Annotated in this window: 32 protein-coding genes, 1 tRNA gene and 3 pseudogenes; 20 read left to right on the top strand and 16 right to left on the bottom strand. The window is 59.2% G+C overall.

The window, feature by feature from the left end:
* Window positions 1-3 precede the first annotated feature (3 nt).
* The 5 genes from KI242_RS18040 to KI242_RS18020 form a co-directional block, all read right to left on the bottom strand.
* Window positions 4-690 carry a class I SAM-dependent methyltransferase gene (locus tag KI242_RS18040; protein WP_011061728.1) on the bottom strand — a complete coding sequence of 229 codons (687 nt, stop codon included), beginning with the start codon at window positions 688-690 and terminating at the stop codon, window positions 4-6.
* A gap of 518 nt (window positions 691-1,208) precedes the next feature.
* A complete protein-coding gene (locus KI242_RS18035; protein ID WP_011061727.1) occupies window positions 1,209-1,604 on the bottom strand; it encodes a hypothetical protein in 396 nt (131 codons plus the stop codon).
* A 25-nt stretch (window positions 1,605-1,629) separates the two neighbouring features.
* Window positions 1,630-2,193: a hypothetical protein gene (locus KI242_RS18030; RefSeq protein ID WP_011061726.1), complete on the bottom strand. Its 564-nt coding sequence runs from the start codon at window positions 2,191-2,193 to the stop codon at window positions 1,630-1,632.
* A 443-nt stretch (window positions 2,194-2,636) separates the two neighbouring features.
* The gene (locus KI242_RS18025; protein ID WP_077934278.1) at window positions 2,637-2,798 is read right to left on the bottom strand and encodes a DUF2986 domain-containing protein; all 162 of its coding nucleotides are present in this window, start codon (window positions 2,796-2,798) and stop codon (window positions 2,637-2,639) included.
* Between the two features lie 120 nt (window positions 2,799-2,918).
* Complete coding sequence (locus tag KI242_RS18020; protein WP_015635918.1) at window positions 2,919-3,392, bottom strand: hypothetical protein; 474 nt, start codon at window positions 3,390-3,392, stop codon at window positions 2,919-2,921.
* 291 nt (window positions 3,393-3,683) lie between these two features.
* Here KI242_RS18020 and KI242_RS18015 point away from each other — a divergent pair, with 291 nt between their 5' ends.
* Both KI242_RS18015 and KI242_RS18010 read left to right on the top strand, forming a co-directional pair.
* Window positions 3,684-3,824, top strand: coding sequence for a hypothetical protein (locus KI242_RS18015; protein WP_003083582.1), 141 nt, complete (start codon window positions 3,684-3,686; stop codon window positions 3,822-3,824).
* Between the two features lie 61 nt (window positions 3,825-3,885).
* Window positions 3,886-4,023 (top strand): hypothetical protein, encoded by a 138-nt coding sequence (locus tag KI242_RS18010; RefSeq protein ID WP_011061723.1) that lies wholly within the window; start codon window positions 3,886-3,888, stop codon window positions 4,021-4,023.
* A 90-nt stretch (window positions 4,024-4,113) separates the two neighbouring features.
* Here KI242_RS18010 and KI242_RS18005 read toward each other — a convergent pair whose 3' ends face one another.
* Window positions 4,114-4,587 (bottom strand): hypothetical protein, encoded by a 474-nt coding sequence (locus KI242_RS18005; protein WP_123430651.1) that lies wholly within the window; start codon window positions 4,585-4,587, stop codon window positions 4,114-4,116.
* A 227-nt stretch (window positions 4,588-4,814) separates the two neighbouring features.
* On the opposite strand from KI242_RS18005, the gene KI242_RS18000 reads away from it, so the two are divergent.
* The gene (locus KI242_RS18000; RefSeq protein ID WP_077934277.1) at window positions 4,815-5,783 is read left to right on the top strand and encodes a pyridoxal-phosphate dependent enzyme; all 969 of its coding nucleotides are present in this window, start codon (window positions 4,815-4,817) and stop codon (window positions 5,781-5,783) included.
* Between the two features lie 134 nt (window positions 5,784-5,917).
* Here the strand turns inward: KI242_RS18000 and KI242_RS17995 are convergent, their stop codons facing one another.
* Window positions 5,918-6,559 carry a hypothetical protein gene (locus KI242_RS17995; protein ID WP_015635915.1) on the bottom strand — a complete coding sequence of 214 codons (642 nt, stop codon included), beginning with the start codon at window positions 6,557-6,559 and terminating at the stop codon, window positions 5,918-5,920.
* A 104-nt stretch (window positions 6,560-6,663) separates the two neighbouring features.
* Window positions 6,664-6,909 carry a hypothetical protein gene (locus KI242_RS17990; RefSeq protein ID WP_011061719.1) on the bottom strand — a complete coding sequence of 82 codons (246 nt, stop codon included), beginning with the start codon at window positions 6,907-6,909 and terminating at the stop codon, window positions 6,664-6,666.
* 325 nt (window positions 6,910-7,234) lie between these two features.
* Here KI242_RS17990 and KI242_RS17985 point away from each other — a divergent pair, with 325 nt between their 5' ends.
* The 3 genes and pseudogenes from KI242_RS17985 (at window position 7,235) to KI242_RS17975 (ending at window position 8,511) form a co-directional block, all read left to right on the top strand.
* Entirely contained in the window at window positions 7,235-7,609 is a 375-nt protein-coding gene (locus KI242_RS17985; protein WP_105625670.1) for a hypothetical protein, read from the top strand.
* Window positions 7,610-7,678: 69 nt separating this feature from the next.
* A complete protein-coding gene (locus KI242_RS17980) occupies window positions 7,679-7,912 on the top strand; it encodes a YceK/YidQ family lipoprotein (RefSeq protein WP_011061717.1) in 234 nt (77 codons plus the stop codon).
* 132 nt (window positions 7,913-8,044) lie between these two features.
* A pseudogene (locus KI242_RS17975) lies at window positions 8,045-8,511 on the top strand (anti-virulence regulator CigR family protein).
* A 64-nt stretch (window positions 8,512-8,575) separates the two neighbouring features.
* Here KI242_RS17975 and fabF read toward each other — a convergent pair.
* Window positions 8,576-9,844, bottom strand: coding sequence for a beta-ketoacyl-ACP synthase II (gene fabF / locus KI242_RS17970; protein ID WP_015635913.1), 1,269 nt, complete (start codon window positions 9,842-9,844; stop codon window positions 8,576-8,578).
* Window positions 9,845-9,960: 116 nt separating this feature from the next.
* Between fabF and KI242_RS17965 the strand changes: the two genes are divergently transcribed.
* The gene (locus KI242_RS17965; protein WP_011061714.1) at window positions 9,961-10,446 is read left to right on the top strand and encodes a helix-turn-helix domain-containing protein; all 486 of its coding nucleotides are present in this window, start codon (window positions 9,961-9,963) and stop codon (window positions 10,444-10,446) included.
* Window positions 10,447-10,570: 124 nt separating this feature from the next.
* Here the strand turns inward: KI242_RS17965 and KI242_RS17960 are convergent, their stop codons facing one another.
* The 3 genes from KI242_RS17960 to KI242_RS17950 all read right to left on the bottom strand — a co-directional run bounded on the left by KI242_RS17960 (window position 10,571) and on the right by KI242_RS17950 (window position 12,633).
* Entirely contained in the window at window positions 10,571-11,305 is a 735-nt protein-coding gene (locus KI242_RS17960) for an HAD family hydrolase (protein WP_041752307.1), read from the bottom strand.
* A 95-nt stretch (window positions 11,306-11,400) separates the two neighbouring features.
* Window positions 11,401-11,937, bottom strand: coding sequence for a hypothetical protein (locus tag KI242_RS17955; RefSeq protein WP_015635911.1), 537 nt, complete (start codon window positions 11,935-11,937; stop codon window positions 11,401-11,403).
* Between the two features lie 54 nt (window positions 11,938-11,991).
* Entirely contained in the window at window positions 11,992-12,633 is a 642-nt protein-coding gene (locus KI242_RS17950) for a TetR/AcrR family transcriptional regulator (protein ID WP_053152151.1), read from the bottom strand.
* A 93-nt stretch (window positions 12,634-12,726) separates the two neighbouring features.
* Between KI242_RS17950 and KI242_RS17945 the strand changes: the two genes are divergently transcribed.
* Complete coding sequence (locus KI242_RS17945; protein ID WP_194237719.1) at window positions 12,727-13,335, top strand: NAD(P)H-dependent oxidoreductase; 609 nt, start codon at window positions 12,727-12,729, stop codon at window positions 13,333-13,335.
* Between the two features lie 607 nt (window positions 13,336-13,942).
* On the opposite strand, the gene KI242_RS17940 is transcribed toward KI242_RS17945, so the two are convergent.
* Entirely contained in the window at window positions 13,943-14,431 is a 489-nt protein-coding gene (locus KI242_RS17940) for an ATP-binding protein (protein WP_015635908.1), read from the bottom strand.
* Between the two features lie 352 nt (window positions 14,432-14,783).
* On the opposite strand from KI242_RS17940, the gene KI242_RS17935 reads away from it, so the two are divergent.
* The 9 genes and pseudogenes from KI242_RS17935 to KI242_RS17895 all read left to right on the top strand — a co-directional run bounded on the left by KI242_RS17935 (window position 14,784) and on the right by KI242_RS17895 (window position 21,590).
* Complete coding sequence (locus KI242_RS17935) at window positions 14,784-15,047, top strand: DUF1652 domain-containing protein (RefSeq protein WP_015635907.1); 264 nt, start codon at window positions 14,784-14,786, stop codon at window positions 15,045-15,047.
* Window positions 15,048-15,315: 268 nt separating this feature from the next.
* Window positions 15,316-15,516, top strand: coding sequence for a hypothetical protein (locus KI242_RS17930; RefSeq protein ID WP_015635906.1), 201 nt, complete (start codon window positions 15,316-15,318; stop codon window positions 15,514-15,516).
* A gap of 356 nt (window positions 15,517-15,872) precedes the next feature.
* Window positions 15,873-15,959: transfer RNA gene (locus tag KI242_RS17925), tRNA-Leu, on the top strand.
* A 634-nt stretch (window positions 15,960-16,593) separates the two neighbouring features.
* The gene (locus KI242_RS17920; RefSeq protein WP_244868132.1) at window positions 16,594-17,226 is read left to right on the top strand and encodes a hypothetical protein; all 633 of its coding nucleotides are present in this window, start codon (window positions 16,594-16,596) and stop codon (window positions 17,224-17,226) included.
* 265 nt (window positions 17,227-17,491) lie between these two features.
* Window positions 17,492-17,812 (top strand): hypothetical protein, encoded by a 321-nt coding sequence (locus KI242_RS17915; RefSeq protein ID WP_019093051.1) that lies wholly within the window; start codon window positions 17,492-17,494, stop codon window positions 17,810-17,812.
* Window positions 17,813-18,331: 519 nt separating this feature from the next.
* Complete coding sequence (locus KI242_RS17910; protein WP_212805401.1) at window positions 18,332-19,048, top strand: hypothetical protein; 717 nt, start codon at window positions 18,332-18,334, stop codon at window positions 19,046-19,048.
* A 561-nt stretch (window positions 19,049-19,609) separates the two neighbouring features.
* Window positions 19,610-20,251 carry a hypothetical protein gene (locus KI242_RS17905; RefSeq protein WP_041752304.1) on the top strand — a complete coding sequence of 214 codons (642 nt, stop codon included), beginning with the start codon at window positions 19,610-19,612 and terminating at the stop codon, window positions 20,249-20,251.
* Between the two features lie 129 nt (window positions 20,252-20,380).
* Window positions 20,381-20,728, top strand: a complete 348-nt coding sequence (locus tag KI242_RS17900) for a hypothetical protein (RefSeq protein ID WP_125063870.1) — start codon at window positions 20,381-20,383, stop codon at window positions 20,726-20,728.
* Window positions 20,729-21,207: 479 nt separating this feature from the next.
* Window positions 21,208-21,590: pseudogene (locus KI242_RS17895) on the top strand (cytochrome c).
* Window positions 21,591-21,661: 71 nt separating this feature from the next.
* Here KI242_RS17895 and KI242_RS17890 read toward each other — a convergent pair.
* The gene (locus KI242_RS17890) at window positions 21,662-22,609 is read right to left on the bottom strand and encodes a hypothetical protein (RefSeq protein ID WP_041752303.1); all 948 of its coding nucleotides are present in this window, start codon (window positions 22,607-22,609) and stop codon (window positions 21,662-21,664) included.
* Window positions 22,610-22,826: 217 nt separating this feature from the next.
* Here KI242_RS17890 and KI242_RS17885 point away from each other — a divergent pair, with 217 nt between their 5' ends.
* Window positions 22,827-23,426 (top strand): GNAT family N-acetyltransferase, encoded by a 600-nt coding sequence (locus KI242_RS17885; RefSeq protein ID WP_011061704.1) that lies wholly within the window; start codon window positions 22,827-22,829, stop codon window positions 23,424-23,426.
* Window positions 23,427-23,486: 60 nt separating this feature from the next.
* On the opposite strand, the pseudogene KI242_RS17880 reads toward KI242_RS17885, so the two are convergent.
* A pseudogene (locus KI242_RS17880) lies at window positions 23,487-24,160 on the bottom strand (polysaccharide lyase family 7 protein).
* 269 nt (window positions 24,161-24,429) lie between these two features.
* Between KI242_RS17880 and KI242_RS17875 the strand changes: the two are divergent.
* Window positions 24,430-24,816 carry an MliC family protein gene (locus KI242_RS17875; protein WP_019094152.1) on the top strand — a complete coding sequence of 129 codons (387 nt, stop codon included), beginning with the start codon at window positions 24,430-24,432 and terminating at the stop codon, window positions 24,814-24,816.
* A gap of 195 nt (window positions 24,817-25,011) precedes the next feature.
* On the opposite strand, the gene KI242_RS17870 is transcribed toward KI242_RS17875, so the two are convergent.
* A complete protein-coding gene (locus tag KI242_RS17870) occupies window positions 25,012-25,296 on the bottom strand; it encodes a hypothetical protein (protein ID WP_015635899.1) in 285 nt (94 codons plus the stop codon).
* Between the two features lie 179 nt (window positions 25,297-25,475).
* On the opposite strand from KI242_RS17870, the gene KI242_RS17865 reads away from it, so the two are divergent.
* Complete coding sequence (locus KI242_RS17865) at window positions 25,476-25,634, top strand: hypothetical protein (protein ID WP_011061701.1); 159 nt, start codon at window positions 25,476-25,478, stop codon at window positions 25,632-25,634.
* Window positions 25,635-25,670 lie beyond the last annotated feature (36 nt).

The following is a 25,670-nucleotide window of genomic DNA, read 5'->3' as shown; positions in this document are numbered from 1 at the left end:
GGCTCACTGTGGTTTCTGGAAGTAAAAAGTTTGCGTATCGCCGATACGGCCTGCGGTCAAAGCACCGCTATGGGGGCTGTAGTAATTGCCCGAGACCACCTTTCCGCTACTTGGATTGACCAACGTGCAGTCGGCCCCCAGCCAGGTCATCAGGGTCAAACCATGCCTTTCGCCCAAGCTCAGGAACTCTTCCACGGTGTAGTGCTTGTAGTGCCACGCGTAGGGGTTTTTGCTCAGGTCCACAACCTGTGAGTTGGGTGCGGAGATAATCAATCGGCCGCCGGGCTTCAATGCATGGACCATCAGCCCAAAGAACGCTTCGCCCTGCTCGACGTGCTCGATGGACTCGATCGACACAATGAAATCAAAGTGGTTGGCTGGCAGTGAAAACGGAAAAAATTTCTGGCTGAACAGTACGTTCAAATCGACATAATTGCGGTTAGCCAGGTCAATGGACTCGGCCGAGCCGTCGATGCCGTGCATGAAGCAGGGCAGGGATTGCGCCAGCAGATGAGTGCCATAGCCATTGCCGCAAAAGATATCGGCGCCCAGCAGCGGCCCCGGCAGGTCGGCGAGGACCTCGCGTGCGAATTCATAGCGAGCGATGGCATCGGGCGGGAGTGCATCCGGGTGCAATGCGGTGAGTCGTTCACCACTGTCCAACCTAAAATCTCTATCAAGCAATCCCATAAATACCTCGGCACTAAATGCCCGGACTCCAGGCACCGTAAATAAATGATTAGTACGTGAACACCCTGGGGCCTAGGGGGCTCAACTTGTCATAAAAACTGTTGCCAGGTAACTGTCGCCCACGTACAGCTCCCAACAATAATTTGCAGTGTTCGCCCGCTACCGTGCCGGGCAAGGCGACACTGGCCAAGCCAACCTTGGGTCTTGCGAGCCACCCCTGCGCTGTCCGGGGTGACTGCAGATTGATCAGCCGGTAGCCCGCCATTTGAACCTGCGGGAGTAGCTCGTGGCAGCGTAATTCGCCGCCCTGCCATCGAGCACGACCCCTACACGTTTTTCGGCAGGCGGATAGTGCTGTAGCAGTGGCGACAGGTCAAATTTGGAATGGTTGTTCGATGCCACGCGAGCTATACCGCCCAGTAGATCATCTGGTGCCGCCGCTATGGAGGTTGGCCATGGGCCAGGAGCAGACCCCTGGCCCGGCGTGGCTCTGGCCACCCGGGGCGGGTCAAGGAGGGTCAGGCTTCTGGCTTGAGCTTTATGCCGGCGCATCGGCCTCGAGTCAGCAGGTAGTCCACTTGCCTGGCGCGGTTGATGGCGACGCGGATTTCGCAGCTGGCTGAGTTGGTCACGTCGCCCCAGTATTCAGCGTGTACCAGTTGGCCATTCTGTGGGCCGGTGTAGGTGCCGAGCGCTTCGCGTGAGGTGTACGAGGTGTCGCGTTTATAGATCAGTACCACCCAGTCCTTTTCGGGGGCGGTGGCGACTTGGTTGGGGACGCCAAAGTGCTCGATCGCCTCGCCAACCGGGCGGTTCTTCCAGTAGTTGCGAGCCTGGGCTTCGGGCAGGGTCGGAATGGCCGAGCATCCGCTGAGCAGGATGGCGGCTATTCCCAGTGCGAGCAGTCTTTTCATCGCACGTTCTCCATAAATAGTGCGTTCATTTGGCGGGCATCTGATCGAATGCCTGGTCGACGATCTTCAGGATGGCCGTCTTGGTGTGCTCGTGATTCATTAACTGGAACAGCCCCGGAGCGGCCGAAATCATCTGCGAGGTAGGCATCTTGCCGAGCGGATACATCTGCTTCGCCTGGCGCTGCTCCGGATGACAGAGGAAGTCCCGGGTCTGGGCTATCCAGGGCTCGGGCTGCTTTTGCCATTGAGTGGAAACCTTCTTCGGGCGCAAGTCGTTGAAGAACTTGCTGTAGTTCTGCGCGCCGTTCAGGCGCACCCGGTTCTTCGCGCAGTCGACTTCGACGTCATACGCGGTCATCGTTGGCTTGCCGCCTTCTTCGTAGAGCTGATAGACGCCCAGCGAACGGACACCGCCCTTGCGCAGGAAGATGTTGGAAGGTTCACCGTCGACGATGAAGGCTTCGTTCTTGTTGAGGCTGCCCTGGTGATGAATCATCCAGAAGTCGCCGGCCGGGGCACTTTCCGCTTGTGCAGCCAGCGGGCTGCACAGCAGCAAGGCGGGCAGCCAGGGTCTGAGGGAGGTGAGCATAGGGCAACAATCCTTTGCTGTGGTGGGCACCTGGAGGCGGTGCTTGCGGGTGAAGAAAAATCAACTCAGTCCGTTGGCAAGACAGTGAGTGGCCAAGCTCAGGGGCTGTATCGGGCGATGGGCAGGGCGGACTCTGGTGAGTGGCTGCCATGACCAGAGGGCGCTCCTCGAGTTTTTTGTTCGTGGCAGCAGGTGGGCCGCTCAAGGGTAGAAATATAGGTGCGCCGGGCGTCGTGGGTCGATTAGGGCAAATGTGCTAATGGCGTATTGCCGCTATCGAGCAGAGCCGCGGAAACTGCGGCGGGCAGCTTCCCAGGGCAGGCCGCAGGAGGTCGATGGAGCGCTCAGGCCCGAGGGGGCCGGGTGAATTCAGGTAAAGGCCAGGGCCGCTCAGGGAGGGGGGCAGTGTGCTACGGCGGCCAAGGCTGTTGGGGGGGGCTGGATCAGTTTTCGGGTGCGATGATCGGGTCTTGAGCGGCTTCAGCCGCCAGCTTCAAGCGATCGGCCTTGCTGATGTAGGTGCACTTCTTCTTCGGTGCCAGTTTGGCACTGGCCTTCTTGGCGTTGGCCTTCAGCAGTTGGTTGATTTTCTTGCGGCGATTCATGTGTGCGACTCGGCGGGTAAGTTGCCGAATGATATCAGCTAAGGGGGGCAGGCCGGCCACCCGGGGTGAACCCTGGTGGCACAAGAGTGGGTGGCGGCCCTGTTTAGCTGGATCACCCGATCACTTCTTGCTGTTGCAGTCGATTACGCTGGCATCGGTGATGATGTTCTGGCTATCGGTGTACAGGGTGATGCTGCAGAAGTAATCGAGCACTGTCCGGTTTTCCTCATACCCGGTCTTGCGATAGACCGCTTCGCTCCCCACCGGCATCATGCCGCCGACTCCGCCACCGCCAATGCCTACCCAGGTCTCCTTCTGGCCGACGTACTCGACGCCGGTCTGCACGAAGACCTTCTCTGGCGTGGTATGGGTCTGCACCCGGTTCCACAGGTAGAAACCTCCACTGCCGTAGGAAGAAGGCCCCATGCCCTGGTCGGGCCTGCCGAACAGTTGAAACGCATTCTTGGCCGGCTGCCCCACCAGTTTCTGGGCGGCGATCTCGACGTCGTTGGGTTCGGTCTTGGCTGTTGGGATGGCACAGGCGCTGATGGTCAGAACCGTGAGGGCAAGGCATACGAGCTTGAGTGAAGGCATGACACAGATTCCTTGTGTTCCTGGATTTTCGGCAAAAGATAATCTGAAAAATATCGGCATGGCCAGTGCAAGATTGTGCTGAAGAGTCGCCGTGCGCTGATTTGCGCCGGCCATACAGGCGCGACAACACGCCACACTGGCGCAATCGCCGGCAGTGGTCTTTGCTGTCTCGGGCCCGGCGGCAGGGCGCGCGGACTGAGCCTGCGTCATGCCATACAGGGGGCCTGTGTCCGACTCTGGTGACAGAGCAGGGCACAGAACACTATCGAGGTCTCGACCAAGGAGGTCAGGTTGAAAAGGAAAATGCTGGCGGCTTCGCTGCTGCTGTGGATGTTTTCGCTGACGGCGCAAGCCGACTGCGCGGTGCTGGGGCCGGGAGAGGATCCGTGCGCTGGCCCGGTGCTCGGGCCTACGGTCTGCGAATGCCCTTGATGAATGTCCGTGCCCTCGTCAGGGGGCATGGGTGACTGGATGACTGACCAGGAGGTCGCAAATGAAAAAAGTGATGTTGGCGGTATTGCTGCTGTGGGGCTTCACCCTGACGGCCCAGGCTTCTTGCCCGGTGTTCGGCCCGTCCGAAGATCCGTGCAGCGGCCCGGTATTCGGTCCGTCCACCTGCGAATGCCCTTGAGCTAGTTGCCAATGGCAGGCCCGGCCCAGGTCGGGCCTGCTTCTGCCTTGGGCTTGATCGGCAGGTGCCGAAGGGCCTGTGGCCGGTTCTTCAAAGATGGGCAATCAGCTGCTGCCGATAGCCGTTTTCATCGGCTGGGGCGGGGTATCGGGTTTCATCGATCAGCGCGCGCAACTGCTGTGAATGGCTGGACTGCCTGAAGGCGACCTGGCACTTGGCAGCATCAAAAAAACCTCGTAGATGAGGCAGGACCAAGGGCAGCAACAGAGGTTCTATCTTCAACGAAATACTGACGATATCCAGTTGGTCGGTGGGGTCTCGGTAGAGATCGATGACCAGTAGGCTTGCACTTTCGGTACCCGGATAAATGTGGACGTCGCCAGCGCCAACCGGGGTTTCGTCGAAGTAGCTGGTGTACAGCTTGCGAATGTCGAGAGCGATTCCCAGGGTGTTCAATGCCGCCGCCAGATCGGCGTTGGGAACAGGCTCGTCCTGCGCCCAGGTGACGAAGTCAGGCATGGAAACACAGATGTCGAACTCGTTGGCGCAGATGATGGGCGTCACTGGGAAGGCTTCCTGGTGGTGGAGGGCCGCTAGCCTACCACTGGGCGACGCTGTTTTTGCAGCGATGATCCATGAGCTACTCCAGGTTGCTCACCGGCTGTCCATAACTCTTGAATAGGTGGCGCATTCCCCGGTTTGTCCTGTAGCGTTCATCGCGGCTGGCGAAGCTGGCCAGGCACGGACGTTGGGAGTCCTGCACACATTCAGACCAAGGATATTGGCCCCAGATGACTCAGCTGATTGATTTCAAATCCATCGTTGCAGCAGCGCAGCGGATAGATGGATCGGTAGTTCGTACGCCGACGGTGGAAAGTTCAATGCTGGCAGGCATGGTTGAACGACCTGTCTTTCTCAAGCTTGAAAACCTGCAGACCGGTGGTTCATTCAAGGCCCGCGGGGTACTCAACAAGTTCTCGGCGTTGCAGGAGGGCCTGAGCGATAGCCACTTCGTCGCCGTCAGTGGGGGTAACTTCGGCATTGCCATCGGCGAGGCGGCCAAGCGCTTCGGCGCCAGGGTGACGGTGATCATGCCCGAGAGCGCGCCGTCTTCGTCGGTCGAGCGCATTCGCGCCTCCGGCAGTACGGTCATTGTCGAAGCGGATGTGCATGCTGCCTTTGCCCGGGCCAAGACCCTGGAGGCAGAGGGCTATGTGGTGATCGACGATTGCGCCGACACGCTGATTGCCGAGGGGCATGGAACACTGGCCCTTGAGTTCATTGCCGACTGCCCGTCCCTGACCGACGTGTTTGTCGCGATCGGCGGCGGGGCGATGCTGGCGGGGGTGGCCACGGCCTTGAAGGCAATCAAGCCCGGGATCCGGGTCTGGGGCGTAGAGACCGCCGGCGCACACTCCATGAGCCAGGCCTTGCAGGCGGGCAGGCCGGTGGATATCGACGTCAGTTCGATCGTCTCCACCCTTGGCGTTCCGATTATCGACGAGCTGATGTTTGCCCACGCTCGCCACTATGTCGAAGACATGGTTGTGGTCCCTGACGAAGAGGCGATCAAGGGCATGCTGTCCTTTGCGCAAGGGGCAAGGCAATGGGTTGAGCTGGCTTCTGGCGCGCTTGTGCCCGCGGTCATTGCCACCGCGCCCAGGCTGCCTGCCGACGCGGTTATTGGTCTTGTCGTCTGTGGTGGGAACATATCCCTTCAAGACATGACGAAATGGGCTGCCCATGCGGGAATTTCCTGAACATTCCCAGGGTGATGTCTGTAACAGGTCGCTCGCTATCGAAAGCGAGTGCTGGCTGACGTACGCGCTCCGGCGCTGAGAGGGGGCGAGCAGCCCTCTCAGCGCACCAGGTTGGCCAGCCAGCCGTGCAGGTCCTACTTCACATCGCCATTGTAGAAAACGTGCTGTACGTCTTCTTTCTTGACGATCAGCTTGTTGCCATCGGCCAGGCTTTCGACCAGCTCCGAGCAGTTGTTGATTTCCATCTTGCCGGTCACCGATTCCGAGGCACTGTCAAAGGTGAAGGCGTAGGTGGTGGCGGGGCAGCTGGCGCCACCTTCTCCGGTGGAGACCACCAGCAGATACTTGCCACCGAAGGCATAGGCTTTCTCGACGGCGACGTATCCTGTGAGGTCCGGGTCTTCAACCACATAGTCCATCACGTTGACGACACCGGCGCGGGATACATAGTTGATGGCCGAACCGCCCATTTCGCGGGTGCTGGTGGTGAATACGCCACCGATGTCGTCGCCGCTGATGATCAGCGGTACGTAGCTGACCCGGGGCGCTTCTGGGGCCGGTTGGGTGGCGACTGTCGGGGCGGGGCGCTCGCCGAGGGCAGGAGCCGCCTGTGGCGATACACACTTGCCGGTCTCGCAGATCCGATCACCCTTGCAATCGGTGTCCTTGAAGCACTGGGCGGCAGCGCCTGCCTGGCCGGTTGCCACCGGCTCGGGTTTCTTGTCGCATCCAACCAGGGCCAGCGCTGCAAGTGAGAGGGCGTAAACAAGCTTCATGTTGATCTGTCCTTAATCAAGAGGAGGGGCCGGCGGGCAATGTAAAGGGTTTGCTCAGGCGTTGCCAGGAAACCTCAGCCCGGCCATCCCCTGTTGGCGGCTTGTCAGCAAAGGCTGTCGGCAGCACTGAGCATGGGGAGGACCGGGAGGCTCATATCGCGGATGGCCGCTTCAAGCTTGTCCTGGTAGATGCTCAGGATGGAGTAATCCAGTTTCTGGGTGATGTTCGCGCCGCTTGCGCAATTTTGCAGCAGTTCTTCCAGTGCGCCGGCAACCAGGTCCGCGGTGACCTGCAAGACGTTCAAGCCGAAGCGGCTATCGACAATGACCAGATTCGTTAAGTCGTACATACAGCCCCTGCGGTCACTGTGATGAAGGGTAATGGCTATGAGCCACTAGCAGTTTAACTAAACCGTCGGTGGGCTGTCACGGGGAGAAAAGGGGGGATTTGCGCCGGTGAGCGGGTTTTTTGTACGGCGATTTTCCAGCGCTCAGGGGCCGCTCTGTGTACCATTCTGGTCCGCCTGGAAACCAGATTTGATCTGCATGCTGATTTTGAAAAAGGGTGATCACCAAGGCTTGAGGATAGGGCCACGCTGGCCGTCTTCAGAGGTCTCGATAGATGCCCGGGTCTTTGCCCAACTGCTTGAGGTCCAGTCGAGATTGCCTCGCTCCGTGCAACTGCTGGTAACCCGGGGTTACGAACCCAACAGCAGTTGCCTGGGGTTTTTCAGAACCCTGTCGCGCTGGCTGGGCATCCGGCTTTTCTGCCTGTGTTACCCGCGGCGAAAGCAGGAGCTGGAGGATATTTTCGGCTCCAATGGCCATGACGTGGACGGCACTCATGTCGACCTGTCCATCGTCCTCGATGGCAAGCGCCTGCGCTTTCTGCCCTTGGGTGTGTTTACCTCGCCGGCCCGCCAGGAACAGCGCAAGGCGCGTTACTCGGCGGTAGTGGAGGAGGTCAAGGCCACCCTGGGGCAGTGCGGTTTTCAGATTCATCGCAACCCTACCGAAAGCCTGCAGATCCATTGCGACTACAAGGCTTGATCTCGATCTCTGAAGCGTTGGTCATGCAGCACCCATGGTGCTTGCCGATGCAAGTAATAAGGACGTTACGTGTTGCGTAGTCTGTTGTGGCTGGTGCTGACCCTGGGGCTGAGCGGGTGCACGGCATTGATGACCCGAACCACTCCCTACACCTGTCCCTATATCGGCGTGCGCATGGACTGGGCCCTGGCAAAGGAAAACAACGGCGTGCTCTGGCCGTTTCTGGCGCTGGATGCGCCGTTTTCCGGGGTGGTGGATACGCTGATGTTTCCCTTTGAATACCAGCACAGTTGCAGCCTTTGATTCTCGAGGTTCAGCTGGGCTGAACGGTCAGGTGAGTGGGCGGGCCGATCCGTGCTCAGGGGCGGGGGCGACCCCAGGATAGAAAGGCCGTCTAGAGTTGATTCTGGCAATCGCTGCCTGAGGAGAACCACCATGCACACATCGCGTCCGCTTGTTACCGTTCTTGCCTGCCTGTTCCTGGCTGTGGCTTCCCCCTGGTACTGGCCGATCCGGGCGGGGGCAAGGGGCAAGGCCATTCCAAGCAGGGCGCCCAGGATGATCGTGGCCAGGGCAACCGGGAGGGCCACGGCAAGGGCAAGAAACCTGCTGCTGACGATTGGAGCCATGGCCCGAGCATCGATCGTGGCAACGTGCTCGGCATCTTGGGTGGGCACCGTGATTACTGGAGCCCGGGACCGGCGTTGCCTCCCGGTATCCAGAAGAACCTGGCCCGTGGCAAGCCCCTTCCACCAGGCATCGCCAAGAAGCTGGACAGCCGGCTGCTCGGGCAACTGCCACGCTATGAGGGGTATGAGTGGCGGCAGGCCGGTACGGACCTGATCCTGGTGGCCATTGCCAGCGGGGTCATCTACGAAGTGCTGAATGACGTGTTGAACTGATGGGGCTGCCGGGGTTTCAGCCAATCGCAACTCAAACCCCGGCAGGGAGCCCTGGCCCGAAGGGCTATTCCCAGCGCTTGAACAGCACGCTGGCATTCACCCCGCCAAAGCCGAAGCCATTGGACAGTGCGTATTGCATGGCCAGTTGGCGAGCCTGCCCCCTGACCAGGTCCAGCCCTGCGGCGGCGCTGTCCGGGTTTTCCAGGTTGAGGGTGGCCGGGGCGATCTGATCGCGCAGGGCGAGGATGGTGAAGATCGCCTCGATTCCTCCGGCCGCACCCAGCAGGTGGCCAGTGGCGGATTTGGTGGCGCTAATGGCCAGTCCACTGTTGGTGCCGAACACCGTTCTGATAGCAGCCAGCTCGCCTTTGTCACCCACGGGGGTGGAGGTGGCGTGGGCATTGAGGTGCTGCACCTGGGATGCCTGGATACCGGCCTGGCGCAGGGCCTGCTGCATGGCGCGACGGGCGCCGTCGCCGTCTTCCGGGCCGGCCGTCATGTGGTAGGCGTCGGCGCTGGTGCCGTAGCCCACCAGCTCGGCGATGGGCCGGGCGCCGCGGGCCAGGGCATGTTCCAGTTCCTCGATGACCAGCAGGCCGGCGCCTTCACCCATGACAAAACCATCCCGAGCCTGGTCGAACGGACGGGAAGCGCGTTCCGGGGTGTCGTTGAATTCGCTGGACAAGGCGCGGGCTGCGGCGAAGCCGCCCAGGCTGACCCGGTGGATGGCCGCCTCTGCACCGCCACACACAGCGATGTCGATTTCCCCGGCGCGGATCATCCGCGCGGCATCGCCAATCGCCTGGACCCCGGCGGCACAGGCGGTCACCGGCGCGCCCAGGGGGCCCTTGAGACCATGGCGGATCGACACGTGCCCGGCGGCCATGTTGCTCAGGAACGAGGGAATGGTGAACGGCGACAGGCGGCGCGGGCCCTTGCTGTCGGTGGTGCGTACCGCTTCGGCGATGGCCGGGAAGCCGCCCACCCCGGAGGCGATGATGGTGGCCGTGCGTTCCTGGGCTTCTGCCGTATCCGGCTTCCAGCCGGCCTGGGCCAGAGCCTCCTCGGCCGCGGCCAGGGCGAAGAGGATGAAGCGATCCATCTTGCGCTGTTCCTTGGGGGCCAGCAGTTGGTCCGGGTCGAAGCCGGCCTCCGGGTCCTGGAGCGAGTCGGGCACCTGGCCGCCGATGGTGGTCGACAGCTCGCCGATGAGTTCTTCCGGTAACGAGCGGATGCCGGACTGGCCTGCCAGCAGGCGCCGCCATACCTGTTCGACTCCACAACCCAGTGGCGTGATTGCGCCCATGCCGGTGACTACGATGCGTTTGCTCATGCGGATCCTGCTCCTTCAGCGTACGTGATTGGGGAACAACGAAACGTGGACGATACTATCATCATGAAAGTAACATCCGAATCCATAATTACCGAGGTGCAGTGCAGGAGCCAGCCATGCAACGAAAGAGTCTGATTGAAGCCGAGTGTCCGATCGCCCGAGGCCTGGAGCGGGTGGGGGAGTGGTGGAGCATCTTGATCATGCGCGATGCCTTGCATGGCTTGCGGCGCTTCGACGAGTTTGCCCGCAGCCTGGAGATCGCCCCGAACATGCTGACCCGGCGTCTCAATTCCCTGGTGGAGGATGGGTTGCTCGTACGTGAGGCCTACAGCCAGCGCCCTCTGCGCTATCAATATGTGCCCACGGCCAAGGGCGAGGACTTTCGCGTGGTGCTCATGGCTTTCGTGGCCTGGGGCAATCGTCACTACGCTCCCGAAGGTGAGAGCGTGCAACTTGTCGAGCGGGAAACCGGGCTTGCGGTACAGCCTGTTATGGCGGAGGTCGCCAGCGGCCGGTTGGTGGCATTGCAGGCGTGCACGGTGCAAGCCGGGCCCGCGGCCAGTGCCAGCATGCGCCAGCGCCTGGGGGCTACGGCTGACTGAGCCCTGGCGCCTGGTTCGATGCCGCGGGTGCGGCGGGTTGCTGTGCGGCGGCCAGGTTCTGGGTATCCAGCAGATTCTGGCTGGTGGCTGCCAGGGCGTTATCGTCCGCAGGCTGGCCGGCGTCTCAGCGTGCTCGCTGCCCGCGCCGCCATGAAGGGTGAAAGTGCCGCCAGTGGGCGTCCTGGGCTGCAGCCAGCAGCTCACGGTCGCCGCGGGTATCGCCCCAGGCCCGGAGCCGATACTGGTTCAGCGGACCGTAGACGCTTTCCAGGCGCAGGACCTTGTTCTGGCAACGGCAATTGTTGCCGGTGATACGCCCGCTCAGTATGCCGTCGACCACCTCCAGTTCGGTGCCGATCAAGCTGATCCCCAGGCGTGTGGCGAAAGGTTGCAGGACCAGGGCCGGGGAGGCAGAGCACAGGGTTACCAGGGCGCCTGAGCGCAGCTCCTGGGCCACCGCCTGCAGGCCCGCCGGGCGCATCAGTCGGCTCCAGGCCTGCTGGCAGAAAGCTTCTGCCCGCTGCTGGAGCCAGGCGGCCTCGACGCCTGTGAGGAAGGTGCTGATCAGTTGCGCCTTGAGCTGGTCGCGATCGACCCGGCGTACCAGGAACCTTAGGCTGGGCAGGGCCAGGCCGAGTATCCGCCGGTTGAACTGGCGGTGGCCGAAGGCAAACCTGAGAAAGGGTACGAAGCTGTCATGGCGGGTCAGGGTGCCGTCGAAATCGAACACCGAGAGCACCTGGCTGGCATCGGGGTTGATCCCGATGGTGTCCGGGGCAAGCGCCTGGGCTACGGATTGTGGTGCCTGGGATGGCAAGCCCGTGGGGGCGAGGGGGCCGGTTGGCGGGTGGGGCGGCATGGGTGTTCTCATTGATGGCGGCCGTGGATACGCAGCCGGTTTTGCCTGGGATTGCTGCAGTCTACGCGTTCCGAGTGGATGCTTCTGCTACAGGTCTACAGACGCAGCATGGGAAGGGGGTTCCAGGGACGGGTCAACAGCTGTCTGGCGGACAATTGAACCAGGCGCAGATGAAAGCCGGCATCGGGAAATGCGGCAAACACTCGACGCCGATCCTGGCGCGATAGACCAAAGCTCAGCATGCCCAGGGAGACATCAATCCAGTCGGCGCGGCGAAAGCCTTCCACCAGGCTACCCGGCTGCTCGGCAGTAGGGGTGATCTTGTGGTGCAGTTCAATCATTGGCAGCACCTCGGCTGCCCATTCCAGCCTGCCGATTTCCTCCAGATAGGCTTCGGCCAGGTGTAACGAGGGTGGCAGGTAGTCGAAGGTCCCGGCGGTCCAGATCCCCAGATCATGAAAGGCTCCGGCAATGGAGAGTTTCTGCAACTGCAGGGCATCAGTGCCTGTAAGCAGGTGGCAGAAGTTGATGACCCGGTACACATGGTTGCGATAGCCGGTGAAATCCTTGCCCAGCTCGCCGCGATAGCGTTGCAGCAGTTCGTCCAGCAGTTCCAGTTGGGTCAATAGCATTGCAGCGTCCTTGCGGTACCCCTTCGGGGCGCGTTTTCAAGAGTCGGTTCACAATTAACGGGAAGCGCCGGATGCCGGTGTGCGTTGCCTGGCGCGGGCTCTTTCGACCATGGCCACGATGGTGTCGCAGAGCTCTTCCTGGGCTTGGCCGAAGCTGATCTCTCCCAGTGTGGCGGCATGGGACAGCGCTTTAGCGGCGCCGAGCATGGCCCGCAGGCCCGCGGTGCCTATCACGGCGCCGTTCGCGAAGGGCTCAAGGGCACCTCGACAGGTTTCCAGGAAGGTGGCCTCGTATTCACGCTTGGTCTGTTCCAGCTCCGGCGAGCTGGCCAGGGCGGCGATCACCCCAGGGATTTCACGGCCCTGGCGTTGCACACAATCCATATAGGACGCGGCAATCACATCGGCGCGAGCCGCCAGCGTGGGGCTGGCAGTCTCCAGCGCCTGCTCCATGAGTGCGGTCTGACGCTGATCGTAGTCCTGGTAGAGGGCCGCCAGGAGTACCGCCCGAGTGTCGAAATGATCGTAGACCACGGGTTTGGTGACACCGGCCTGTTCTGCCAGGTGCCCCAGTGTCAGGGCCTCGGTGCCTTGTTCGCGAACTATCTGCCAGGCCACGCCCATCAACTGCTGCAGGCGCTGTTCCCGTGTCAGGCGACGGCGCGGTGAGGCATCGGTGTTCTGGCGGCTTGACATGCTTATATACCAAAGGTAGGTTATTGGTTGTAACTTACTAAAAGTATATAAATCCTCTGCAATCAGCGCAATGCGCTTGTGGGAGTAGTCGCCATGCACGCACTTCTTGTCTTTGCCCATCACGACCCCAGGTCCCTGACCCACAGCCTTGCCCGGCAGATTGCCGAAGGCCTGGCCGAGTCTGCGGAGCACTCCTTCGAGCTTGCCGATCTCTGGAGCGAAGGCTTCGAGCCACGCTTCGGCGCTGCAGATATTGCGGTACACAGAACCCAGGTCACCCCTCCTGTGGACGTTCTCGCCGAGCAGGCCCGGATCGATCGCGCTGATGCTCTGGTACTGGTCTATCCGGTCTACTGGTGGTCCATGCCAGCGCTGCTCAAGGGGTGGATCGACCGGGTGTTCAGCAATGGCTGGGCGTTTGATTTCCAGGCCGATGCCAGGTTGGTGAAAAGGCTGGGGCGCCTTCGGGTGCATCTGGTGGGGGTGGCTGGGGCTGATGCCGGTACCTATGAGCGTCACCGCTACCTCGAAGCGATGCAGGCTCAGATTGATCACGGGATCTTCGATTACTGCGGGGCCAGTGTGATGACGTCGCAGTTGCTGTACGAGTCGGAGTCCGGCGCCCAAGCCGCCAATCTGCAAAGGGCCCGGGCTATCGGGCAGGCCTTGTTCAGCGCCCACAGGCTCGCCGAGCCGGTGTAAGGCTTTGCCAGGCATATCCAGAGGGGCAGGGCGGGAGGGGGGCGGGCGGTGGTCGCGGTCGAAGGTCGGGCTGGTTCTAGCCCCAGCAGCACCAGGCGAAGGTCGTCAGGCAGAGCAGCAAGGGCAGGGCATCAAGAAATTCATTCATACCGGCACATTCCATTCGGACGGGTGCCGGCAATTTAAGGTGGCTGCTGTTATCTGTCTGTTGCGATTCTGTGAATTTTCAACGCTATTTTGTTGAATGCTTCACGAAGCATTGCAGGTGCGTGGCTGGCACCTTTTTTTCGCGGCTCCAACACTGATGGAGGCCTTCCAGAAATCTGTCCTGAAATCCAAAGACTCAAAAAAAGTGTGGATATTTAATGACTTAGGTGATTTTATTTGTGGTTTTTTTCTCAAAAAATGTTGTTACAGAATGTACGATTCCGTTACTATAGCCCTGCGTTCACCTACCACGGTTTATGCATTTTTAGCCCCAAGTGTCCATCAGCTACTTGGGCTTTTTTTTGCCTGGAATTTGTCACGGGCCGCTTTTACCCATGGGCTGGATGCACAGGATTCACGATCGGGCACCTGGCTCACCCGACCGTGACTGCCGATACGCCTAGTGCCGGACGATGTGCAGCCCTTCCTCCTCCTGAGGCGGCACGAAGTAGCGGCTAATCCGTTCGAACTGCTCGTCGCTGGCGGCAAACGGGTGATCGCCCAGACGATTGCGCTCGCGCAGCCTTGCCTTGCACTGGGCTTCATCCACATCCAGTACATGCAATTGATGAGGGGTGCCGGCCTGGTCCGCCAGCGCTCGCAGCCAGGTTCGCTGGGCGACGGTATTGGCGGGAAAGTCCAGGACGACACAGGTTCCAGCGCGCAACATGGCGATCACCAGCGGTTCCAGCACACTTGCCAGGCGCTGGGCGTGGAGCAGGTAGTCGGCGATCGAATGAATCTGCTCCGGATACAGGCCTGCCAGCCACTGGTCTTCAGAGATCAGGACGCTGCCGTGCGCCTCTGCCAGCTGCCTGGCCAGGGTGGACTTGCCCGAGGCGATCTTGCCGCACAGTAAATGCAGTACGGCGGGTGATGAGTGCTTCATGGTTTTCTCCTGGGGTAGTTGCCTCAGAAGAGTGGTGGTCAACCCCGCCTCCGAGGCGGGTTTTTGACAGCCTGGACGGCCGCTAGCCCACCTTGCTGATGAAGGGGGTAATAATCGCTGCGAGGCCAGGCCGGGGGATCGGGTTCATGTTGTGGAAACTACAGAGTCGCCACGAAAAAAAACAGCCCGGCCATGCACAAACCTTCATCATTTCGAAGCGCTGAGGCATTGCGCAGGCATTCGATAACTGCGGGGTAGTTAACATTTCTCTGTGTTTTTTCTGATACACAAAAGCGTATACAGGCCTATCCTGAACGGGCGAACTTCACCTCCCCCATACAGGCGAGAAGCCATGCTCTCTACCAGCGAGCTTTGCCACATATTGGAGTCCGGCTTTCTCCCGCTGTCCTGCGCCTGCGCCCTGAACCCCAACGGCTCCCTGACCATCAAGATCTACGATGCAGAGTCGGGCCGGGTGGACTTGCTGCTCACCGGTGTCTCCACTGCCGAACTCACCAGCGTGCGCGACATCTCCAATCTGATTGGCGAGCTGCGTACCGAATTGCGGGCAGGGCGCCGAGCCTTTGCCGGGGCCTTCACCCACTACGCCGGCTGAGGGGGCGGGGAGGCGCGTATTGCTGACAGTTGAACATGTCATTGCGAGGGCATAGCGTTACAGCGTTCGCCCAGTATCTATGACTCTTTACCGGTTCATGGATGGCGAGGTCATCTGTACTGGGCGAACTCCACAGGCGCTTGATGTACGTCTTTCTGGTTATAGCTGTTAACCTCCCTCGCCATTTTCACCCAAGGGTGCGCAACTCGGGCGGTACCCGAGGCTTTGTGCACCTGGCTTGGTCTTTACCCATTCAAGGAAGGTCTTCATGAACATCGGCAATACGCCTCCCGCCAACTACAGCTACGCCCAACTCTCGAAAGTACTGGAACACAACCGCTCGGTTGCTCAAGTCAAAGGTCCCGAGGCGCCTGTGGAGCAGGAGTTCGCGGCGCATCTGGAGGCCGAGCAGGCGGTCGCCAAGGACGACGCGCTCAAGCTCTCCTTGAGTTTTTCCGCGCAAGCTTGAGGGCTGCTCGGGGAGGAAGCTCTTGCTGGACATTGCTGGCAGGAGCTTCGTCCGAGGCTGTCATTTCAGGATAAGTCTTTAAAAATCAGTTGGTTGGCTTATGGCGCCATGTTAGTCTTGCCGCCGCTGAGGGAATTGGCGAGAGGCCGTGCGGCCCCTGGTTGAACCTCGAGATGACGCTGTAGATCTCTGATTTACCGTGTTTTTTTACCCTCGACAGCGAGTCGGGAACCGGGCTTTTTTGCCGGCTTCGACCTTGCTTCACAAGGACTGGATGTATATATTCCACTCCCTGCTTCAAACACTGGACGGCCTGATGCCGATTGAATGTTCCAGTGCCGCGTTATCGCGCTACCGCCCGAATGGCGAAACTGGTAGACGCATGGGACTTAAAATCCCCCGCTCGTAAGGGCGTGCCGGTTCGATTCCGGCTTCGGGCACCATCTATTTCAAGGGCTTGCACGGTTTTTTGAGTGAGCCTTACTCTGAATCAATTCGCAACTTCAAATACTGCTCCGCAATTCACTTTGTGGGTGAGGCCTTCTTGCCCTTGCGATTGCGCGTGCACTGTTCGGTCATCTCCAAATCGGGAGGGCTAAATGAGCTGGAAGCGTTTTAAGGTGGCGATCCTGTATGTCGGTGCTGTCCTCATGCTCGTGCAGGCCGGGCGACATTTGGCCGATGGTGCTACAAAGCTCGATAACGTGGGGCCCGCAATCATTGCCTTGGGGATCGCCTACTACTTGATCAGGCGAGCAAGAGCGTGTGCCGGATAGCATGGCGGCAACTTGATCTTGATTGATAGATCACGCTGTCACTAGTTGTCGAGTAGGCGGGTAAATCAACTCAGCGCTCGGATACTTGGCATGCTCTTGCGGCAGAGAAGGGCTTGCGCCCCTTCAGCATCGATGAATCCGCTATATGCGTCTATTTGTTGGCGCCCTGATCGCCAGGTATTTGCCGGTGGTTCTTTGGGGGAAGTTCACAAGTAGAGGTGGTGAAAAAAGCCTGGTAACTCTAGGCCGAACTATCTGGCAGTAGTGGTACCGTCTACGCTACATCTCTGGAGCCTGCTAGATGGATGGTCAAAGTCCACCTCACCGCATCGCAACGCCTCTAGTTGCGTCAAGCGCTGAAAACCCTGCTGTTCACCCACCTGTTTGGCATCGCGGCCCGGACTTGCTGACCATTGGAAGCACGGGGGCGGCCATTTTGGGTTTCTGCTTTGTGGTGCTTGGGTTGTTGCCGGGCTTGGTGCTGACGCTACTGCTCCTACTCGGGTTCGAAGCGATGCCAGGTGAACCGAGCGACGATGGGTCTAGCCTCACAACGTCGTCGTTCATCCAGCTCCTGTGTGGGTCTGTTGTGCTCATGGGGCTGGTCTTCGCGTGGATTTTTTCTGCATCTAGAGTGCTGGCCTTCACGTTCGACGAAAACCAGCAACTGCTTACTCTCACGGTCACCCGTCGCGCTCGCAAGCCCGCCGAAGTGCAAGTGCCATTTAGCGACATCATTTGTATCTGCCCTTACGTGCTCGCCAGTTATGACCGCGATGGCCATTTTAGTGTCGTGTGCCAGGGACCGAGGGGCAAGGAGTTCGTATATCGATTGGCCGAGGGCACTTCTCTGGAGGAGATGGAGTTTCATGCTGCGTGGTTGCGGGGAATGATAGGGGACCGAATGCAGGAACCATTGAATCTGGATAAATGAACGAAGCACGTCTCTCCAGCCACTATCGAGGTGAGGCGGCTCTGCGCTCGACTGGCCGGGGTGTTTCAAACGGATTCTCGAACGGCCTGCATCGGCCGGGACGAGCGCCAATTGGCATGCTTCATAGGGTGCTGATCGCATCCGGGGCTGGACTGTTCAAACTGCTCCACAGGTCGCCAAATTCTGCAATTCGATCGGGCCGGGATCGTGACGGGGTTGCTGAATTTAGGTAACTTGGCATTTTCCATTCATGGATGACGGATTCATGCCAATCACCAAGCGTATTGCAAAAATCTCCCTGAGCATCTCCCTGCTGGGCCTCGTAGGCGCTAGCCCATTCTCCCTGGCGGACGACACCACTCCGGTGAGCGAGTTGCTGCGTAGCGGCTATGAAGTCAAGGCGGCCTACCAGGCGCCAGCACGAGTCGGCCTGGTGCACTTTCTGATCTTGCAAAAAGGTTCGTCGGCGTTTCAGTGCGTGACCTATGGCGCCGAAATAAAGCCACGTTTCCATGACTACTCCAACACCTACTCTTGTGCTCAAATTCAGGACCTGATTCCCACCCAGCCTAACCTCCGGCAATAATCCCCAAGCGTGTTCGTGGCTCCATTGCCCCCCAGCCCTACGGCTAGGACTGGGGAGCTCCAGGCTGCACAGGCTCGGGTAGTTCCCAGTCATCGCGTAGTAATTGGTCCTCTGCTACTTCGTCCCTGGAGCATGATCTATGTGAGTTGACCATGGTCACCAGCTAGCCTTGGCAATTGCCCGGAACTGCTTGAGGAAGCCTGCGTCTACCCACTCCCGGCGGCTGCCTGAATCCTTGGCTTCGCCCATTCAGCAGGTAGGGCTGCAAGCTCTACACAAGTCAGTTTAGATAAAGGCATGCAGGAGACCATCCATATGCTTTCGGAACGGTCCTACAAAAAGAAGCGGTAGATTCTTAGATCTAAAACCAGGGGGATTTATATTCTTTCGACTCATTTACTGGGTCGGGATTTAATGCCTTGAAATTTTATAGGTTCTATAGGGTTGCAAGTATTTTTTTACTTTTTCTAATGGTTGATACTGCTTTTGCTATTTCGATAGTTTCAACGAAGAGCGTGTATGAGCCAGCTGGTACTAGATATTATTTTACAGTTTCAAATTGGGGGGGCGAATGAATATATTTGTAATACGATGAGTATGAGTAAGTGTACTGTGATAATAGTTGGTGCGCCTGCCCCTGGAGAATATTCTTCCTGGATAGATGCGCCTTATCGCTATGAAATTCAGCCGTCCTCGTCACCAGAACTTATTCTTTATCGATTGCGGGAGAAAGGTTTTTCGATACCACTGCATGGGTCCTTTGTTGTTCCAAGGTGGACTTATGTTCCGAGTACGTTCTGCATTTCCTTGGCTTATTCCGAGGTGAGCAATACTATCGGCGGAGCATACGCTTTGTATGGTCCTTGTGTCCGAGTTGTCAAGCCAGCGCTTAAGTGTGATGTGGGTGGAAACAAAACAATTGTTCATGACAATGTCAGTGAACGTGCAATAGATGGTAACGAGGCAGTTACTAACCTGCAGTTGTCATGTACCGGTGCGTCTAGCGTAATCATATATGCGAGCCGGGAAAGTGATTCCCGCGTTAATCTTAGAGCGGATGGCAGCTTGTACTCCAAACTCACGATTGAAGGCAAACCAGCGGCGCAGGGTGCTTCAATCAAAGTGCAGGAGGGCGTATCTACTCCGGTTTTGGTCAAATCAACGCTGTTCAGCAAAGGAACTGTTGAACCTGGTGAGTTCTCCGGATCTATCGTGCTGAGAATATCTCCACCTTAGTCGGGCCTATTGGCTCTCGAACTTCTGTCTGCCCTCTCGCTGATCTTGTGAATGCTCTGGAGTGGGAAGGCCGCAGTATTTCGCTCGGCATTGGAGCTGCCATTTTTGCTGCCTGCGTTGTCATGGTAAGGGCAGCTTTCTCTCGATAATCGCTGGCTGTATCACTTGCAGTGAGCTGCCGGTTCACCAATATCGGTAGTCAGGCGGGTTTCAAGACCGCCTAACTGAAGAGCCCTCGACAAGATCGGGACCTTTGCGTTTTCAGCTCCGTCACATCCATTGCCCCAGGTCGCGTGTGCGATGGGCAGGCCGTTCTTCCTGGTACGGGTCTGGACCCTTCCGGGCAGGAGAGATAGAGCACAGGGCAGATAATACTGGTTGCATATACAGTTTTTTGTTGAGAGAATTTCCCCACTCCGCGGGTGCATAGGAGGTGAATATCAGCTTGATGCTGATTTGCATGCATCCGTGTGAAGGCCTCGAGCCAGGAGCCATCGCCTTTGAGCGACATGAGAGCGGAGTCTTCCGCGACAAATCATTCGACTCAATAGGTCAATCCAAATGAAAAAAACTATCAGTGTTTCCCTGCTCGGTCTCTTGGCGTGTTTTGGTGCCAGCATGAGCGCCTTTGCTGACACAGCCATGTCCTGGAATTTGGCAAGGGATGTAATCCTGGCGAAGGAGAGCGCGCCACCAGGCTCACCTTGGTCGTTTATGCAGAACTTCTCCGGCGTGAACAAGGCTGAAAATTACATCCTATTGCCATACTTCAAAGCCGATTCGTGTAACAACCTCCCAGCTACTTGCTGGATGGACCAAGTTTCTGGGGCGCATGTTTCGGTTCACATGAAACCTTACACCTACACGGCAAACGGCAGCTTTACCATTGCGGCTGGCAACGTGGCCTTTCACCCAGGCCAGAATAGCCAGACGGTTATTCGCTGGACCAGTCCGGTGGTCGGTGAGATCAACATTCTCGGGCGAGTTAACAGCGTTCATGACAGTTGCGGTGATGGTGTGGCTTGGTCTTTGAATCAGGGCGACACGGTTCTTCAGTCGGGTAGCTTGGTCAGAGGCAGCGGCGCGGTCTTCTCGGTCAGCAAAGTGCCTGTCACCCAATCCTCTGCCATTTACTTGGTCCTCGACAAGAAGGCCAACTACGTCTGCGACACCAGCACCATCGACATGTTGATTACCAAGTAAAGGTGACGCTTGGTTGTATCGAGCTTTAGTGGCCTGCTTATTGAAAGCCAAGAGCTTCGAACTTATCGCCTTTGAGCGACATGAAAGCGGAAGCCTCCGCACAAATCATTAAGCTCAATAGGTGAAACTATGTCAGTAGTTAAAGTCGGCAAATTTTTTCGCAACGTAACCATGAATCCGGCGCGTGTTGTGAAAATTGTAGACCCCGCAGAAAACACTCATGGATTGATTATTCAGACTGGTTTGATTAGCCCCTCCAACGGCGCGTTGGGGCTCTACTCGGGCACCTCGGCACCGACCGGTATCGGTGATGAATCCAAGCCCATCATCTTTGCGGGGAACGGCAATACAGCTGCGGGTTCCGGCTCTGAGCTGTTGATGCCTAACCCACTCTTTGTCTCTGCGGGACAAGGCCTGTGGGTCGCTGCAAACGTCCCGGCTGCGGCCGTCGCTCTGACCTGGGATTTGCTTGATTGATCCTGATGCCGTGAAAGCGAGCCCTGCGATTGTGCAGGGCTTTTTCGTTTCCTCTCCCCGCCACGCTCCTTGCTTTAAGCGGGGTTACTGGTGGGCCACTTTTAAGTTGAGCCTTGGGAGGCGAAGGGCCTGGCGCTCACCCAGCCCCGCCCGTAGAGGCGGGGCGGGTGAGATGGAGCAAGGCGTTGCGGCCAAGTGCAGATGCAGCGTGAACAGGCTGAAAGTGAGCCTTGCAAGCAAGGACGGGGCAAAGGAGAATGGCCAGCTTTCAATGTTTGTAACTAGAAATAACAAAATAAAATCAATAAGTTACTTTCTGGTTTTTGAGGCGGCATGGAATGCGGAACTGCGTTTGAGCTGAAGTTCACCTCTGGCAAACACACGCCTGTTGCTGACCAACACTCTCGGTTCAGATGTGACCCAGAGCGTTGCTGCGCCGCCTCCGGGATCTGATTTCTACAACAAGGCCAGATGCAAAAATGAACATAAAAGCATTGCTTATCGCTTCGCTGGGGGGCTCTCGCTGATTCAAGCAACGCTTTCCTTTGCGGACAACACCAATGGCAAGAGTCTCTATGTGCAACGATGTGCCATGTGTCACGGCGCCGATATCAAGGGAACTGGGCCGCTGGCCAATAAGAGCAATCCTCCTACACCCGATCTGACGACCCCTGCTTTTAAAAAGCGACTCAATGAGTATCCGGGTGTGATTGTGTCGTCGGTAATACTGCGCCCCAATGGAGACTTGATTCCCAGAACTTTGCGGGAGAACGGTGTGAAGGTGCCCCCGCATGCTTGGAGCGTTAAGGATTTTCGCGATTTGAATCAATACATGAGTGACGTGATTTCAAAGACTCGATGAGTTCTTCATATGCGCTGGCATAGCGTTCCAAGAGCCACTTGCTCCGAGACGGTGGCCAATCAATCTTCGCTTCAGCCTTGAGGCTCATCGCTGCCCGGGTCGGGCTGCACCAGGTGCTGCCAGGGAAATACCTGTCGGGCGAAATTCTTCACGTAACCGCCAGTGGTGGCCTGGATCACCATGATCGGCAGTTTGGGTCGCTGGCGCTGCAGGGCTTCGAGTTGTTCCAGGCTCAGGCAGGTATTGCGCAAGCGCAGCGCCCGCAATGGGTCGCACGCGTGGCTGGCAAACAATCTTTCATAGCTGGTAAAAGACGTGATGGCGTGCTCCTCGCGGTCTTTTGCCCAGCTTTGCTGAAGTGCGCTGGATTCGCTGAAGTCCAGGCTGCTCAACCGCGGCAGGTTGCTGGAGCCTGCGAGGTTGTCGATAAAACCCTGGGTGTCGAAATGGGCGCCGATACGCAGTTGCGCAAGGTGTGGCAGGTCGACCTGGAAGAAGTCCGCGTTGGGGGCATTGGGCAGGGTCAGTTCGCTGAGGTACGGGGTCTTTGCTACCCAGCGGGCGATTTCACCGGCTTCTTCCATGATGGTGCCGGCCTTCTGGATCAACGAAGCGTTATGGTCCTGAGGTTCGGTGGGGCGAATCGCCAATGACCTGAGGCGGGGAAATTGCACCGCACTGTCCAGCAAGGGGCTGAACTCCCACTCGCGGGTACCGTTCGCGCCTTCATCGGCACCGGAAAACAGCAGCGAGCTGAGGGTGTCCGCCACGCTCTGCTCTGCCAGGCATTCCAGGGTCCAGGCAAAGGGCTCGTCCCATAGCTCGCCGTAGTACTCCAGATGCAGGCCGTCACGCATCGGCGCCAGGGCCAGGTAGTTGTAGTCGCTGGCCCACAATGGGCCGGCCGGGTCTTCGCCGGTGTCGTCGTGCTCGGCGGCCTGCTCCCGAGTGAACTCATGGATGCGTTGCTGCAGGGCCAGCAGCCGCTGGTAGCCAGGGGAAGACAAGGGATTGGACATGGGCTGGGTTCCGCGGGTAACGCAGGCGCGGGCCTGCTGGATAAACGCTGGGCATGGTGAGGGCCGATCATAACAAAGCGGCGAGGGCGGCCCGCTGTGAAGCGAGCGCTGGGCGGTACACATTTTTCCAACAAAGAAACTCTGTCCTCAGGGCCTGACCGGACGCTAGGATCCGTCGCCGACCTGCCGGCCTAGTGTTTTCCAGGGGCTCCACAGCATGCAATCAAGGCTACTGCCGTCATCAGCAACCGGGCTCGCGCCCAGGGAAATCACCCTGGATGACGCAGCGCTGTTGCAGCGTTTCTTTGTCGAGAACCCGGAGTATTTCCATATCGTCCACGGTGCAGCGCCGCAGCCGGACGAGGCGCGCGACGAGATCGATGATGCACTGCCAGCGGGCTGGTCCTACACCCACAAGTGGAAAATCGGTTACTTCGACAGTGAAGGGCGCCTGCTGGCGTTCGTCAGCATTGTCACCGACCTGTTGGCACAAGGGGTCTGGCACATAGGCCTGTTCATGCTGGCTACCCCCTGTCATGGCAGCTCCCTTGCCCGGCAGTTGCACGCTGAGCTGGAGGCCTGGGCTGCGGGCGAGGGCGCACGCTGGCTGCGCTTGAGCGTGGTCCAGGACAATGCCCGGGCACAGGGCTTCTGGAATGCCTGCGGTTATGCCCAGGTGCGTACCCGTGACGGGATCGAGCTGGGGCGCTTGCAGCACCAGGTGCGGATCATGATCAAGCCCTTGGCCGGGGATGCGCTAGCCGACTACCTGGCCCTGATGCCCCGTGATCGCAGCGAGGAGCAGGTACCTTCCTGACAAGGTGCCAGGAGCACCCGGACGGCGTGACTACCGCAAGGCAACCCCCCCAGCCAGGTGCTAGGCGTGGCTGAGCGACAGCTGGCTGATGATGCAGGCCGAGCCATCCTCCGCCGGAGTGCTGGGGGTGAAATCGATCTGGTTGTAGATCCCGCCATGAAAGTCGAATACCTGGCCATCCCAGGTCGAGTCCAGGGCGTGCGGGGGAGAGCTGGCTTGCTGACCATTGCAACTGGCGCCGATGGTGATCAGCCCAGCGTAGGTGCAGTGGATGCTGAGCTGGAACAGCGCGTCGAGCGGGACGCCGCCGAGCAGCGGTAGCGCCTGGGGTCGGCGCCGTTGAAGCTCTGGCGCAGGGCATAGGTCAGGGTGCCCTTGTCCCAGAACACCTTGACGGCCGGATTCACGTCATCGCGTACATGCATTTGCGCAACCACCACTTTCTGCGCCGAGTTGACCTTGGTCAGGGTCATCTGCTGGCGGCTCCAATGATCGGCGGCGCTGCTCAGGGCCCAGTAGCGGGATTCCTTCCACTCGCAGCGGGTTCGATGGGTGCTTTTGCTCGCCGCGCCCCAGGTCGGCGCGCACAGTTGTATCGAGCCATCTGCCAGGCGCGAGATCACGCTCGGGCATTGGGCCAGGGCGAGGTTGCCGTTGAGCTCCAGTGCCAGAGGGGTGCTGGCCGAGGTGGGCAGTGGGGTGGCGATGTCGAGTGTGCTGATGTCTACCGGCATGTGGAGGTTTCCTTGTCGGGGCGGTCGGTGGGCCAGCGTCCAGGGCGATGCTCGCGGCTGCGGGACCGCGGCATCAGCGGGAGCTGTTTCCCGGAGCGCCCCCGGAGCCGCTAGACCGCGGTGCCGATGTGACTGTCGACCCCGTTCCTCACCGACCCGCAGTTCTATCTCGAGCTTTGCCGCACCATGGTCCGAGGGGCTTGATCAGCCTGAACTAAAAACGCCCCTGCCAGTCCCATTGGGCATCTTTGAACGACTGGGGGAACACCATGAAAACTCATCCTGCAATGCTCTGCGCCGCGGTTCTGGCTTCAAGCCAGGCGCTCTTGGCACAGGCTGCCCAGACCACTACCGCCGAGCCGGCCTACCAGAGCCAGGTAGCACGCTACCAGTGTGAAGGGCAGGTGCGCATCGACGCCGCCTACCTGAACATCGACAACGGCTCCTCGTTTGCCACGCTGTATTACAAGGACCAGTTGATCCCCATGCACATCGCGCGTTCCGCTTCCGGCGCCCTGTATGTGGCGGACGACGAGCAGAACAGCTTCCGCTGGCACACCAAGGGCAAGATGGGGGTGCTCTCGTTCCTGGAGGCGGACCACACCGCCACGGAGCAAACCCTGCTCAAGGACTGCAAGGAACTCGAGCAGGACTGAAAAAACGCCAACGCACTTTCCCGCGGACAAAAAAAAAGCCCGCGGGGAGTGCGGGCGAACGTAGTTGCTTGAATGAGCGAGGCGACTATACACAGCGCTTTTTCGATGCTGGGTGAAAGAAGTTTCATCTTGCGCCTCAGGGGCGCACACCTTGCCCAGTCCCGTACTCGGCCGGCACGCTGGCGTGCTTCGGTTTCAGACGAAGGGCTGGCCGTGAAAGCCCCGTGGCAGACGCTGCAGGCCCGGCAGGGCGGTCAGGCGTTCGGTCCAGGCGTTACGCCAGAGTTGGCCGCCATGGCTGGCCTTGGCCTTGCGTGCAGCCCGACGAGCGGCATTGCGCTGGTTGCGTCGGGCCTCCTTGTAGACCTCGGTGTTTCGGCAACTGCGGCATTTGACCCGGTTCAGCTCGCCGGTGGAGGCCAGTTGGGTGCCGTGATGACCGCAGGCCAGGTGCCCGGCGACCTTGAAGTGAGTAACCATCGCGTTTCTCCTTCGGAGTGAGTCCGGAGCACGCGTCGTGTGTTCGATGCGTCTCCATACTTTTACGACCGCAGGGCACTGGTGACGTTCGTTGTTTTGTCGGCAAACCCCGAGCCACCGGCAGATCTGTTCTAACCTGCTAAAGCAAGTGAAAAATCCCTTCAGGAAGAGAGGTGGGCATGGCAACGCAACAGCAACGCCCTTACGAGCAGGAACGCAGCGATGAGACGGCACCCTACGAGGTTGAACACAAGGAGCCGCCTCCGCAGACCTGGAAGCATCCGGATGATGGCAAAAGCCTGTCGGAACTGGATGAAGAACGTCCCTTGAAACCGTGACCCACAGCCCCGCTCCAGAGCGGGGCTGTCGTTTGT

Origin of the sequence: Pseudomonas sp. Eqa60 (assembly GCF_018326405.1) — a bacterium.
Classification (GTDB): domain Bacteria; phylum Pseudomonadota; class Gammaproteobacteria; order Pseudomonadales; family Pseudomonadaceae; genus Aquipseudomonas; species Aquipseudomonas protegens.
The sequence above is the reverse complement of the archived record's forward strand: the minus strand, read 5'-3'. Positions and strand labels throughout refer to the sequence as shown.

What these genes read in the sequence shown, in the direction of transcription:
- KI242_RS18010 (WP_011061723.1), top strand. Translation starts at nt 3,886, where the DNA reads ATGAAAAAAGTGATGTTGGCGGTATTGCTGCTGTGGGGCTTCACCCTG.
- KI242_RS18030 (WP_011061726.1), bottom strand. Translation starts at nt 2,193, where the DNA reads ATGCTCACCTCCCTCAGACCCTGGCTGCCCGCCTTGCTGCTGTGCAGC.
- KI242_RS18035 (WP_011061727.1), bottom strand. Translation starts at nt 1,604, where the DNA reads ATGAAAAGACTGCTCGCACTGGGAATAGCCGCCATCCTGCTCAGCGGA.
- KI242_RS17955 (WP_015635911.1), bottom strand. Translation starts at nt 11,937, where the DNA reads ATGCTATTGACCCAACTGGAACTGCTGGACGAACTGCTGCAACGCTAT.
- KI242_RS17905 (WP_041752304.1), top strand. Translation starts at nt 19,610, where the DNA reads ATGAAAAAAACTATCAGTGTTTCCCTGCTCGGTCTCTTGGCGTGTTTT.
- KI242_RS17940 (WP_015635908.1), bottom strand. Translation starts at nt 14,431, where the DNA reads ATGAAGCACTCATCACCCGCCGTACTGCATTTACTGTGCGGCAAGATC.
- KI242_RS17915 (WP_019093051.1), top strand. Translation starts at nt 17,492, where the DNA reads ATGCCAATCACCAAGCGTATTGCAAAAATCTCCCTGAGCATCTCCCTG.
- KI242_RS17885 (WP_011061704.1), top strand. Translation starts at nt 22,827, where the DNA reads ATGCAATCAAGGCTACTGCCGTCATCAGCAACCGGGCTCGCGCCCAGG.
- KI242_RS17900 (WP_125063870.1), top strand. Translation starts at nt 20,381, where the DNA reads ATGTCAGTAGTTAAAGTCGGCAAATTTTTTCGCAACGTAACCATGAAT.
- fabF (WP_015635913.1), bottom strand. Translation starts at nt 9,844, where the DNA reads ATGAGCAAACGCATCGTAGTCACCGGCATGGGCGCAATCACGCCACTG.
- KI242_RS17865 (WP_011061701.1), top strand. Translation starts at nt 25,476, where the DNA reads ATGGCAACGCAACAGCAACGCCCTTACGAGCAGGAACGCAGCGATGAG.
- KI242_RS17920 (WP_244868132.1), top strand. Translation starts at nt 16,594, where the DNA reads ATGGATGGTCAAAGTCCACCTCACCGCATCGCAACGCCTCTAGTTGCG.
- KI242_RS17930 (WP_015635906.1), top strand. Translation starts at nt 15,316, where the DNA reads ATGAACATCGGCAATACGCCTCCCGCCAACTACAGCTACGCCCAACTC.
- KI242_RS17875 (WP_019094152.1), top strand. Translation starts at nt 24,430, where the DNA reads ATGAAAACTCATCCTGCAATGCTCTGCGCCGCGGTTCTGGCTTCAAGC.
- KI242_RS17995 (WP_015635915.1), bottom strand. Translation starts at nt 6,559, where the DNA reads ATGAAGCTTGTTTACGCCCTCTCACTTGCAGCGCTGGCCCTGGTTGGA.
- KI242_RS17935 (WP_015635907.1), top strand. Translation starts at nt 14,784, where the DNA reads ATGCTCTCTACCAGCGAGCTTTGCCACATATTGGAGTCCGGCTTTCTC.
- KI242_RS18025 (WP_077934278.1), bottom strand. Translation starts at nt 2,798, where the DNA reads ATGAATCGCCGCAAGAAAATCAACCAACTGCTGAAGGCCAACGCCAAG.
- KI242_RS18000 (WP_077934277.1), top strand. Translation starts at nt 4,815, where the DNA reads ATGACTCAGCTGATTGATTTCAAATCCATCGTTGCAGCAGCGCAGCGG.
- KI242_RS17950 (WP_053152151.1), bottom strand. Translation starts at nt 12,633, where the DNA reads ATGTCAAGCCGCCAGAACACCGATGCCTCACCGCGCCGTCGCCTGACA.
- KI242_RS17960 (WP_041752307.1), bottom strand. Translation starts at nt 11,305, where the DNA reads ATGCCGCCCCACCCGCCAACCGGCCCCCTCGCCCCCACGGGCTTGCCA.
- KI242_RS17990 (WP_011061719.1), bottom strand. Translation starts at nt 6,909, where the DNA reads ATGTACGACTTAACGAATCTGGTCATTGTCGATAGCCGCTTCGGCTTG.
- KI242_RS17890 (WP_041752303.1), bottom strand. Translation starts at nt 22,609, where the DNA reads ATGTCCAATCCCTTGTCTTCCCCTGGCTACCAGCGGCTGCTGGCCCTG.
- KI242_RS17965 (WP_011061714.1), top strand. Translation starts at nt 9,961, where the DNA reads ATGCAACGAAAGAGTCTGATTGAAGCCGAGTGTCCGATCGCCCGAGGC.
- KI242_RS17945 (WP_194237719.1), top strand. Translation starts at nt 12,727, where the DNA reads ATGCACGCACTTCTTGTCTTTGCCCATCACGACCCCAGGTCCCTGACC.
- KI242_RS18020 (WP_015635918.1), bottom strand. Translation starts at nt 3,392, where the DNA reads ATGCCTTCACTCAAGCTCGTATGCCTTGCCCTCACGGTTCTGACCATC.
- KI242_RS17870 (WP_015635899.1), bottom strand. Translation starts at nt 25,296, where the DNA reads ATGGTTACTCACTTCAAGGTCGCCGGGCACCTGGCCTGCGGTCATCAC.
- KI242_RS18040 (WP_011061728.1), bottom strand. Translation starts at nt 690, where the DNA reads ATGGGATTGCTTGATAGAGATTTTAGGTTGGACAGTGGTGAACGACTC.
- KI242_RS17910 (WP_212805401.1), top strand. Translation starts at nt 18,332, where the DNA reads ATGAGCCAGCTGGTACTAGATATTATTTTACAGTTTCAAATTGGGGGG.